7 protein-coding genes are annotated in these 11,869 nt (G+C 31.2%); 1 reads left to right on the top strand and 6 read right to left on the bottom strand.

Translation table 11 applies throughout. The features are described 5' to 3' along the window. Window positions 1–114: 114 nt before the first annotated feature. From J1D01_RS04030 to J1D01_RS04005, 6 genes are all read right to left on the bottom strand, one after another. Window positions 115–1,320, bottom strand: a complete 1,206-nt coding sequence (locus J1D01_RS04030; protein ID WP_421149919.1) for an aspartate aminotransferase family protein — start codon at window positions 1,318–1,320, stop codon at window positions 115–117. A 1-nt stretch (window position 1,321) separates the two neighbouring features. Beyond that, entirely contained in the window at window positions 1,322–3,481 is a 2,160-nt protein-coding gene (locus J1D01_RS04025) for an OstA-like protein (RefSeq protein WP_421149918.1), read from the bottom strand. Window positions 3,482–3,590: 109 nt separating this feature from the next. Further along, window positions 3,591–4,865 (bottom strand): adenylosuccinate synthase, encoded by a 1,275-nt coding sequence (locus J1D01_RS04020; RefSeq protein ID WP_372936563.1) that lies wholly within the window; start codon window positions 4,863–4,865, stop codon window positions 3,591–3,593. Window positions 4,866–4,878: 13 nt separating this feature from the next. Further along, window positions 4,879–5,331: a Fur family transcriptional regulator gene (locus J1D01_RS04015; RefSeq protein WP_372936565.1), complete on the bottom strand. Its 453-nt coding sequence runs from the start codon at window positions 5,329–5,331 to the stop codon at window positions 4,879–4,881. A 26-nt stretch (window positions 5,332–5,357) separates the two neighbouring features. Further along, window positions 5,358–7,577 carry a RelA/SpoT family protein gene (locus J1D01_RS04010; RefSeq protein ID WP_372936583.1) on the bottom strand — a complete coding sequence of 740 codons (2,220 nt, stop codon included), beginning with the start codon at window positions 7,575–7,577 and terminating at the stop codon, window positions 5,358–5,360. 63 nt (window positions 7,578–7,640) lie between these two features. Then, a complete protein-coding gene (locus J1D01_RS04005; protein ID WP_421149917.1) occupies window positions 7,641–8,213 on the bottom strand; it encodes a non-canonical purine NTP diphosphatase in 573 nt (190 codons plus the stop codon). 382 nt (window positions 8,214–8,595) lie between these two features. Here J1D01_RS04005 and J1D01_RS04000 point away from each other — a divergent pair, with 382 nt between their 5' ends. Continuing rightward, a complete protein-coding gene (locus J1D01_RS04000; RefSeq protein ID WP_421149916.1) occupies window positions 8,596–11,865 on the top strand; it encodes a PAS domain-containing sensor histidine kinase in 3,270 nt (1,089 codons plus the stop codon). The last annotated feature ends 4 nt before the right edge of the window (window positions 11,866–11,869 follow it).

Genomic DNA, 11,869 nt, shown 5'->3' with positions numbered 1-11,869 from the left:
TAGAATAAATTTAAGTTTCTATTTGTTTTGTTTTACTGGATTTTGTAAATGTTTTTAACAAAGTAATGAACAGGTATAGTTTGGCTTTGTCTTTTTAGTTTTTATTGTTTTGATTTACAATGATTTGGATGGTGTTTGTTGTTGGGTTATTTCATCTAAAATACTGATGATTATAGAGCATCCTTTGGTGATTTCTTCTTCAGAAATAGTTAAAGGAGGGGTAATTCTAACCGCTCTTTGTTCAAATAAAAGCCAAAAAAGTATTAATCCTTGGTCTTGAGATTTTAATATCAATGTGTTGGTTGTTTCTGCTGAGTCTGTTATAATAGCAAGCATTAAGCCTTTACCTCTTACTTCTTTAATTAGGGGATGGACTAATAGTTTTCTAAAAAGGTTTTCTTTTTTTAGAGCTAAATCCATTAAATTACTTTGAGTGATTTTTTTTAGTGTTGCTAAAGCAGATGCAGCAATTACTGGGTGCCCTCCAAAGGTAGTTATGTGTCCTAGTTTTGGATTGTCCATAAGCAAATCCATTAATTTACTAGAGGCAGTAAAAGCACCAATGGGCATGCCTCCGCCTAAAGCTTTTCCTGTTACCAAAATATCTGGAATGCAATTGTAGTTTTCAAACCCAAAAAGCTTACCTGTTCTTCCTATTCCTGGTTGAATTTCATCTAGAATTAATAAAGCTCCAACATCATTACATTTTTTTCTAACTTTTTCTAAGTAGTTGTTTTTGGGCTCTATAAAGCCAGCGCCACCTTGAATGGTTTCTAATATTATACAGGCTGTCTTGGTTGTAATTTGTTCTAAATCCTTTTCTGAATTAAAATCAATAAACCTGATATCTGGTAAAAGAGGTCTAAAAGCTTGTTTACGTTCTTCAAAGCCCATTACACTCATTGAACCCATGGTGTTACCATGATATGCTTTATTTGCTGCTATTATTTCACTTCTTCCAGTTGCGCGTTTTGCTAATTTTAAGGCGCCTTCAATAGCTTCGGTACCAGAATTGGTTAGATATGTTTTTTTTAATGGATTGGGTAACTTATCGGCCAGTAATTTGGTGAGTTCTACAGCTGGTTCTTGAACATACTCCCCGTAAACCATAACATGCATGTATTTATCTAGTTGTTCTTTTATGGCATTTACAACAAGTGGATGATTATGGCCTAACGGACAAGCCGAAACACCTGCAACAAAATCTAAATAAGCTTTTTGGTTTGTATCATATATATAAGAGCCTTTAGCATGAGAGATTTCCATAGCTAAAGGGTGTGGACTTGTTTGGGCTTGGTATTTTAGGAAATTAGTTTTCATTCTATTCCTTTAATACTTCAATTAAATCAGTTTTTTTAATAAAAACATTTTCATTTTTATCTATACCACCTATTACAACAGTAATATCATTTTCAATACTAGATTTTGTACAGCTAACAGAGAAAGTTTTCCAAGACTGAGTTAGGTCTATATGATTGTGATGTACTTTAGTTTTTCCGTTTTCATTATCACGAATAAAAATGGTGATTTTCCCATTACCCTTGGCTGTAATTGAAAATTTTATTTGTGATTTAGAATTAGCTACTCCCTGATATAAATAACCATTTTTTTCAACTGAAGGGATTAGTTTGTTTACTTTTGTTAAGCTTGGAGAATTTGAAACAACCTTTTCTACTCTTAAATTGGTTTTTTTCCAATCGTTGGATTCTAAATTTTTACTAGATTTTAAAAGATTTTTTAATTTAATACCATTTATATCATTCTTTTCACTTAGTATAATACTTTCCGAGGCATGTTTACCAGCCTGATTTATACGTTCTAACATGTCTTCATCAAAAAAGGCATCTTGAGGGACATAATCTTCAAGTCCTTTTATTATTGGTAAATCTAAGGGAGGGTCGTCTTTAAATAAATCTTCAACACTATTTATACGTTCTTCTTCACGCCAATCGAAGCCTCTTAAGAGTTTATCTTTTTCTAGAAACTGAGATTCTGGGGTGAGTGTTCCATCAATTTGGTTTATTCTTGTGTATTCTTCAATACCTTCTTCGTCAAAAAGTATTGAAATGCTTCCAGATTTAGCTTTATCAATACCTATTAGTTCTTGTTTGTCGTTTCTGGCATAAAAAATAGATTCGGCATTTTGGGTAATATCTACTTGCCTTAGTTTGTTTTGGTCATTAAACAGACCTTTTAAACGCATGCCATAAATTTGATTAAAGCCGGTTTTACTAATAGTATCTTTACTAATAATAAAGGCATTTTCAAAAACTAAGAGAGAATCGATTTTTTCTGAGTCTGGGTTAGAAATTAGGTGAATGGTGTCACCAGTCATTTGGTTTTCTAGGTTCCAAAGAATGGGTTTTTTAGTTACAGCAAATTTGTCTGAAGAACTGAATTTATTTAAGTTGATTAATTTTGTTAAGCCTGTTTTTTGATTAGAGTGTATAGAGTCTGCTTTTCCACTTAAATCAGATTTGTAAATTCTAGCGTTATAATAAGCTCTAATAATTCTGTTTTCAGGTTTTCCGGTAACCATAATTTTATCTGCGTGCATGTATACAGAATCATTCTCTTGAACGGTTATGGCAAGGGCTCTTTTTGTTATGAATACAGAATCTTTTTCTTCGCTTTTATAAACCTCGGCATAATGTCCTTTTATGATACTATGGTTTAAGGTGTCTGTAACTTTTATATTGTTAGAAGCAGAAGCAAAATTTTTATTGTTATCCATATAAAGGCTATCGCCTTCAATTATTCTGTTATTATATTCTATTCTAGCATTTTTTAGTGCATAGCCAATTTCGTTTTCAGTATCATAAAAACCCTTTTCACAATAGGTTTTACTTTCTGGAGTGGTTATGGTTGAGGGACCAAATAAGTATGCGTGACCTGTATCTGAATAATAATCAAAATAATTAGATTTAATAGTAGAACTATCATTTACCAAAACAACATTTTCAACAAATTTAAATTTGTTTTCTTGCATATAATGCCGTCCTATTTTACTTGTAATAGTAACGGTGGTGTCTTTTACTACGGTGCCACCACTTCGATAAAATGCTTCTTGTTTCAACCTGTCAAAATAGATAGTATCAGATGAAACTGTGGTTTGTGGGTCTTTTAAAACTACTTCTCCTCGTGCTAAGGCCAATTGCGTAATGCCACTATATTCAATATATTTTGAAGTCATGCTTACGGTATCGGCTTGTTTCATTTTTACATTACCATAGGCTTCAATAAAATTTTCTTTTCCGTAGTGAATAGCTCTGTCGCACCATAAATCTATACTCTCATGAGCAATGTGTACTTGCTGAGAATCATCTCTAGTTAAAATTCTTGCTCCCGGATAGTTTTCTTCATCTGTAGTTAAAAACCCAGAATATTTTATTTGAACTTCTTTTTTCTCTTGTGCGTAACCGTTTATTACCGAGAAAAAGCAAATGAAATAGAAAAAATATTTAAGCTGTGTTTTATTCAAAATAAAAATATTTGAGGCAAAAATAATGATAATTATGATGTGTGATTATTTTGAAACGAAAAACGCTCCAAAATATTTTTGGAGCGTTTTTTTATTTTTAATTAAGAAATTATTTTCTGAAAATAGTTTGTTTTCTATCTGGACCTACAGAAACTATAGTAATAGGGATTTCAAGTTCTTTTTCTAAGAAGTTTATATAATCATTCAACTCTTTAGGGAACTGAGAAGCGTCTGTCATTTCTGTTAAATCTGCTTCCCAACCTTTTACTTCAGTATAAACAGGTTCTACATTTTCTGGTTCAATATTGTAGGGTAAATGCTTAATGACTTCGCCTTTGTATTTGTAAGCGGTACATACTTTTAAGGTTTTAAACCCAGAAAGCACATCGCCTTTCATCATATTTAACTGGGTAACACCATTTACCTGACAAGCATATTTTAAGGCTACTAAATCTAACCATCCGCAGCGTCTTCTTCGTCCGGTTGTAGCTCCAAATTCATTACCTACACGCCCCATGGTTTCGCCATCCTCATCAAATAATTCAGTAGGGAATGGGCCAGAGCCAACACGAGTTGTATAAGCTTTAAAAATTCCAAAAACTTCACCAATTTGGTTAGGTGCTACGCCTAAACCAGTACAAGCTCCTGCAGCAGTGGTGTTACTAGACGTTACAAATGGATAGGTACCAAAATCTATATCTAAAAGAGAGCCTTGAGCACCTTCGGCTAAAATAGTTTTTCCTGTTTTTTGAGCTTGATATACGTACTCTTCAGAATCAATAAAGGTTAATGATTTTAAAACATCAATGGCTTTAAAGAATTCTTCTTCTAATTCTTTTAGGTTATATTCTATATCTGCATTGTAAAAGTCTATCATAGACTCGTGTTTGTCTGCTAAAGCTCTGTAGCGTTGTTTCCAGTCAGCTAATTCTAAATCTCCAACTCTTATACCGTTTCTTCCGGTTTTATCCATATAAGTTGGTCCAATACCTTTTAGGGTAGAACCAATTTTAGCTTTTCCTTTTGAAGCTTCACTTGCGGCGTCTAAAAGTCTATGTGTTGGTAAAATTATGTGTGCTTTACGAGAAATAAGGAGTGACTTTTTATAGTCTATGTTTTGTTCGGCTAATTTATCTAATTCACCTTTAAAAATTACGGGGTCTATAACAACGCCGTTACCAACTAAATTCATGGCGTCATCATGAAAAATTCCTGAAGGAATTGTGTGTAGCACGTGTTTTTTTCCGTTAAAAACTAGGGTGTGTCCTGCATTTGGACCACCTTGAAAACGTGCTATAATATTATAATCTTTTGTTAGTACGTCAACAATTTTCCCTTTGCCTTCGTCTCCCCATTGTAGTCCTAGTAGTAAATCTACTGCCATTGTAAAAAATTAGTTATTTGTTTGATTTTCTATTTCCGTAAAAATAAAGTGAGTGATTATTAATTTCAATATTGAAAACTTCTTCGATAGTTTTTTTAATAGATTGAATTCTTGGATCACAAAATTCTATAACTTCTCCGGTATCGGTAAGAATTACGTGATCATGTTGCTTATCAAAATATGATTTTTCGTAATGTGCTTGGTTTTGTCCAAACTGGTGTTTTCTAACTAAACCACATTCTAAAAGTAATTCTATGGTGTTGTAAAGTGTAGCACGAGATACTCTATATTTTTTGTTTTTCATGTTAAGATATAGAGACTCTATATCAAAATGCTCATCACTATTATAGATTTCTTGTAGTATAGCGTAACGCTCTGGTGTTTTTCTGTGTCCGTTACTTTCTAAAAAGCCGGTAAAAACACTTTTAACTATTTCCTGATTTTTGTTGTCTGCTTTTGCGGTCATAATTCCATGGCAAATTTACACTTTTTTTACACTCTAGTAACCTTATCTATACCATTAATTTTTTTAAGTTTTTCAATTAGCTTTTTTATAATAGTATTATTTTTAACTTCTATATTAATTTTTCCAGAAAAAAGCCCGTCATTACTTTCAAAATTCAGACTTTTCATGTTTACGCTCATGTTAGAAGATACTATTTGTGTAATTTCATTTACCAGACCAATATTATCAATTCCAGATATAACAATTTTAGCTACAAATACTTGGTGTGTAGAATCTACCCATTTAGCAGGTAAGATTCTATAAGCATAATTAGATTGTAAACTTACGGCATTAGGACAGTTTTTTTTATGAACTTTAATCCCATCTGAAACAGTTAAAAAACCAAAAACAGGGTCTCCGGGTATGGGGTTACAACAATTAGATAGTTTATAATCTAGTTTTTCTTGTTCTTTACCAAAAACTAAAGAATCATAATTACTTGTTATTTCTTCTTTTTCTAAATCTTCCTTTTTAATGGTAGATTTTCTAGTAATTTTATTTTTAATAAAGCTCATTAACGCATTGCTTCTAGATGAAGCAAAGTTTTTGAGCATAGTATTATCAATAGTACCAATGCCAACTCTATAAAATAAATCTAAACTTGTTTTAAGTTTAAAGAAGTTTACTAGCTCATTAATTGATGATTCATTTAAGTTTATTTTAAGTTGTTTAAGTTTTCTTCTAAGAATTTCTTTTCCTTCTTCACCAATACGTTTTTTATCTTCTCTTAAAGCCGATTTAATTTTACTTCTAGCTCTTGCGGTGGTTGCGTAGTCTAACCAGTTTGAATTAGGTTTAGCACTTTCTGATGTTAAAATATCTACTTGATCCCCGCTTACTAATTCATGACTTAACGGAACTAATTTCCCATTTACTTTTGCTCCTCTGGTTTTCATGCCAATTTCTGTATGTATACCAAAAGCAAAGTCTAGGGCAGTGGCACCTTTTGGTAGTGATTTTAAATCGCCTTTAGGTGTAAAAACAAAGATTTCTTTTGAGTATAAATTGAGTTTAAATTGCTCAACAAAATCTACGGCATTGGTTTCTGGATTTTCAAGGGCTTCTTGTAGCCTGTTTATCCATGTATCTAAGCTGTCTTCTTTTTCGTTTGATTGCTTGTATTTATAATGAGCGGCATAGCCTTTTTCGGCTATTTCGTTCATACGTTCACTTCTAATTTGAACTTCAACCCAGCGCCCTTTGGGCCCCATAACGGTAATGTGAAGTGCCTCATAGCCTGTAGATTTAGGGGATGAAATCCAATCTCTTAATCGTATAGGGTTTGGTCTAAAGTGGTCTGTTACAATTGAGTATATTTTCCAAGCAAAAAACTTTTCGTTTTCTAAATCACTTTTATATATAATTCTAATTGCAAACTTGTCATAAACCTCATCAAATGTCACCCCTTGTTTTTGCATTTTTTTTCGTATTGAAAAAATGGATTTTGGGCGCCCTTTAATAGTGTATTGAAAATTTTCTTTATCTAAAGATTTTTTAATAACACCACTAAATTGATTAATATACTCGTCTTGTTCTTCTTTACTTTCTTTTATTTTACTAAGAATGTCATTGTAAACATCTGGTTCAGTATATTTTAGTCCTAAATCTTCAAGTTCAGTTTTAATGTTGTAAAGTCCTATTCTGTGGGCTAGTGGAGCATAAATATAAAGGGTTTCTGAGGCTATTTTTTCTTGCTTATCTGGACGCATAGAATCCATAGTTTGCATATTGTGAAGTCTATCTGCAATTTTAATAATGATAACCCTAACATCATCATTAAGTGTTAGCAGCATTTTTCTAAAATTTTCTGCTTGTAAAGACACATCCATGTCTTTTTCTTTACTTAAAGATGATATTTTAGTAAGACCATCAACAATGGTTGCTACGGTTTTGCCAAATAGTTTTTCAATATCTTCAATAGTGTAATCTGGACTATCTTCAACAACATCATGCAATAATGCAGCAGCAATAGAAGTGCCATCTAGTCCAATTTCTTGTGCTACAATTTTAGCTACAGCTAGCGGGTGAAAAATATAAGCTTCACCAGACTTTCTACGCTGGTTTTTGTGTCCATCAAGAGCTACTTCAAAGGCACTTCTTATTAGTTTTTTATCGTCATCAGAAAGCGTAGTGTAGCTTACCTTTAAAAGTTCTTTGTAGGCTTTTGTTATGGCTGCATTTTCTATTTCAATAGCTTCTTCTGTCATCATAGATTAAAAGTAATATAAAGAATATTAACAGCCAACTAGATGACAATTTTTTGTAAAGTTTTAAGAATTTAAAAAATTAATTAATTGTTTAATTGCTTTTCCGCGATGCCCAATGCTGTTTTTTAGGTTTAGATCCATTTGAGTAAAGGTTTCTTTGTAACCTTGAGGTTTAAATATGGGGTCATAGCCAAATCCTTTTTTACCTTGTTTAGTATTAGTAATAATGCCTTTACAAATACCTGTAAAGGTGTAAATTTTGTTATTTAAGTGAAGTGCTATAACAGTTTTAAATTGGGCATTCCTGTTTTCTTTATTACTTAGCTCATTTAGTAATTTGTTCATATTGTCATCGCTATTTCGTTGGTTACCAGCGTATCTTGCTGAATAAACTCCAGGTGCACCGTTTAAAACTTCAACCTCTAACCCAGTGTCATCTGCAAAACAATTGTACCCATAATGGGTTTTAATGTATTCTACTTTTTGTATTGCATTTCCCTCAATAGTATTTTGGGTTTCTGGAATATCTTCTAAGCAATTAATATCTTTTAAACTTAAAAGTTTAATGTGTTTTGGCATTAAAGCTTGAACTTCGTTAAGTTTATTGTGGTTATTGGTGGCGAAAACAAGTTGCATTAAAAAAGATTTTTTTTTTGATATTACAAAGTAACAATAAGTTTAGGTTAGTGAAAAAAAACACTTATAATTATTTTAATTTTCATAGTTTTGCAACTGCTATAAGAATATTTGTTGCCCCAAGTAATAATTTATTTTCACACTCTCACATTCTCTCATTCATTTATTTTGGTCATATTTCATTGAAAATATGTGACTTAACTCTATTGGTTGTGTCATAATGATTTACAAGAAGAATCAAAATAAGAATTAAATTTTGTTTAAGATAAATCAGTTTTAATTAGTTGACAAATAAAAACTAATGATGAATAGCCTAGAGAAGTCAATTAAAAAAAGATATATATTATTTATATCTACCATTATACTCTTAATTATAGTGGTTTTGATTGTTATCCATAAGAGTGTTAAAAATCAAAAAAAAGACATTTTAATGGTTAATGTGTTGGGCAAGCAACGTATGCTTTGTGAAAGTATAGCTAAAACAGCATATTTTATTGAAGAAAACACAGATGAAACTTTAAAGCCTAGTGCTATAAATTCATTAAAAAGCTTTACAAACGAATTTGAAAATGCTCATGAATATCTTTGTTCAGAGAATAGACTTAATGATAAAAGTAGTAAGGTAGATTCGTTACTAAAAGTTAGTGAGTTATATTTAAAAAAAATAACATTTTCAAGCATAAAAATTGTAGAAAACTCCAACCCAAAGTTAATTAAGCAATATGTAGACAACATTGCATCAGCAGAACCTTTTTATCTATCGGCTATGGATGCTGTGGTTAACGAATACCAAAAAGCAGCAGAAAACAAACTTCAAAAGTTAATAAACAGTATTTATTTTTTAGCATTAATAGCAGCTTTAATATTAATTGGCGAATTTATATTTGTTTTAAAACCTGCCCTAAAACAATTATTAAATAAAAATAATAAGCTTGTAAAAACTAATAATGATTTAGCTATTTCAGAAAATAAGATAAAGGCAAATATGTTAGAGTTAACAAAACTCAAAACAGATTTAGAGATAAAAGAAAATTATAATAAAGCTTTTATTGAGCAAGCTCCTACAGCTATTGCTATGCTAGATACAGATATGAAATACATTGCCGTGTCTAAACGCTGGATAAAAGATTATAAAATGGACGGGCAAGAAATTATTGGTCGTTCACATTACGAACTTTTTCCAGAAATAGGCGAAGACTGGAAAGCAAAACATCAAAAATGCCTTAATGGAGCTATAGATGTTTGTGATGAAGCTCCTTTTACTAGAGCAGATGGAACAGTTCAATGGATATTTTGGGATGTGCGTCCTTGGTATATTTCAAAAGGTAATATTGGGGGGTTAATTATGCATACAGGAGATGTTACTCATATAAAAGAAAAAGATGAAGAGAAAATTAAAATAGAGAAAATACTAGATAGCACAAATGAAGTTGCTAGAATAGGAACATGGGATGTTGATTTAGTAAAAGATAAAATTTTCTGGAGTAGAATGGTGCGTGAGATACATGAAGTGCCTAAAAACTATAAACCAGATTTAGAAACTGCCATTAATTTTTTTAAAGAAGGAAAAAGTAGAGATACCATTGAAAGAGTAGTTAAAGAAGCTATAGAATATGGTGCTCCTTATGATGTAGAAGTAGAGCTTGTAACGGCTAAAAAAAATGTAATATGGACACGTGCTATAGGGCAAGCTGAAATTGTAGATGGTAAATGTGTACGTATTTTTGGAGTTTTTCAAGACATAAACGATAAAAAAATATCAGAATTAGCTTTAAACAAAGCTCATAGAGAATTGCAAGCTATATTTAACGCTAAACCAATAGCCATTGTAACTACAGATAATAATGGTGTTATTAATCATTTCAACCGTGGAGCAGAAATTTTAACAGGTTATTCGGCTTCAGAAATGATAGGGTTACAAAAACCAGAAATTTACCATATAAAAGAAGAGTTAAATAAGTTTAGAAATGATATTGCCAATCAATATGGTAAAAACCCAATAGGATTTAATCCGCTCTTAGAGTTATCAAAACAAAATGCATATGATGCTAGGGAGTGGACATATGTAAGAAAAGATGGTTCAACAATTCCTGTTCAATTAACGTTAACAGCACTAAAAAATGAGGAAGGTGAAAAAATAGGTTTCTTAGCTGTCTCTTCAGATATATCTAAAAGAAAGAAAGCAGAAAATGAACTTTTAAGAAAAAATCAGTTACTAAACCTTGCAGAAGAAATTGCATTATTAGGGCATTGGCAATGGAATCGGTCTACAGATAAAATGTTGTGGTCTAGAAATTTATATAATATGTTAGAAGCAAATGAGAGTGCAGAAAACTTAAGTTTTAAAACATATCTTAGTTATGTTCACCCAGACGATATAACTATAGTAAAAGAACGCCATAAAAAAAACAATTCAGAGAAAGTATTTGAAAATTTTACACACCGCATATCAACAAACGGAAAAGTAAAAACGGTTAAGCTTTCAGGAAAAGCCATTACTAATGATAAGGGAGAAATTCTAGAAATAATAGGAACTTGTCAGGATATAACAGAGCAAAAAATGGCAGAAAAGAAGTTTAGAGGATTGTTAGAGTCTGCTCCTGATGCTATGGTAATAGTAAATGAAAAAGGAAAAATACAACTTGTTAATAAACAGGCAGAAAAATTGTTTGGATATGCTGCAGAAGAGTTAATAGAAAAGCCAGTAGAAATACTCATTCAAAAGCGTTTTATAGGAATGCATCAGGGCTATCGTGACACCTTCTTTACTAGTCCCAAAACAAGAAGTATGGGGCAAGGAAAAGAACTATATGGGGTTAATAAAAACGGGTTAGAAATTCCTATACAAATAAGCCTTAGTCCGTTACAAACAGAAGAAGGATTATTAGTGTCTGCAGCAATAAGAGACATAACTGAACAAAAATTAGCAGAAAGTAAAATAATTAAAGCAAAAGAAAATTTAGAAGTACTGGCAAATAAATTAACTGCTCAAAATACACAATTAGCAGATTTTGCACATATTACCTCTCATAATTTACGTGCTCCAGTAAGTAACCTTAACTCACTTTTAGATTTTTATAATGAATCAGACAATGAAGAAGATAAAGTTAAACTTTTTAAGAAGTTTGAAAAAGTTATTCATCATCTTACTTTAACACTAAATACTTTGGTTAACGCTATAAAGATTAAAAATGAAACATCAAAAAAATCAGAAGTTATTATGTTTGATGATGTTTTAAATAAAACAAAAGAAATGCTAGTAGGAGAAATATTAAAAACAAACGCTAAAATTATAAGTGATTTCTCTAAAATAAACAGTGTTTCTTACAACAATGTTTATTTGGAAAGTATTTTTCTTAATTTAGTGGGTAATGCAATTAAATATAGAGATAAGAATCGTTCACCAGAACTTTTTATTGAATCTGAAATAGAGAATGAAAAAATAAAACTAAAATTTAAAGATAATGGGTTAGGAATTGATTTAGAAAGACATGGGCATAAGTTATTTGGATTAAACAAAGTCTTTCATAGGCATCCCGAAGCCAAAGGAGTAGGGTTATTTATTACTAAAATGCAAGTTGAAGCAATGGGGGGAACCATTTCGGCAACAAGTAAAGTTAATGAAGGTACTACTTTTTATATAAATTTTTAATTAA

Source organism: Seonamhaeicola sp. NFXS20, assembly GCF_049132085.1.
Classification (GTDB): Bacteria; Bacteroidota; Bacteroidia; order Flavobacteriales; family Flavobacteriaceae; genus Seonamhaeicola.
This window is presented reverse-complemented; position numbering and strand designations above follow the sequence as displayed.

What these genes read in the sequence shown, in the direction of transcription:
- J1D01_RS04030 (WP_421149919.1), bottom strand. Translation starts at nt 1,320, where the DNA reads ATGAAAACTAATTTCCTAAAATACCAAGCCCAAACAAGTCCACACCCT.
- J1D01_RS04020 (WP_372936563.1), bottom strand. Translation starts at nt 4,865, where the DNA reads ATGGCAGTAGATTTACTACTAGGACTACAATGGGGAGACGAAGGCAAA.
- J1D01_RS04015 (WP_372936565.1), bottom strand. Translation starts at nt 5,331, where the DNA reads ATGACCGCAAAAGCAGACAACAAAAATCAGGAAATAGTTAAAAGTGTT.
- J1D01_RS04010 (WP_372936583.1), bottom strand. Translation starts at nt 7,577, where the DNA reads ATGACAGAAGAAGCTATTGAAATAGAAAATGCAGCCATAACAAAAGCC.
- J1D01_RS04005 (WP_421149917.1), bottom strand. Translation starts at nt 8,213, where the DNA reads ATGCAACTTGTTTTCGCCACCAATAACCACAATAAACTTAACGAAGTT.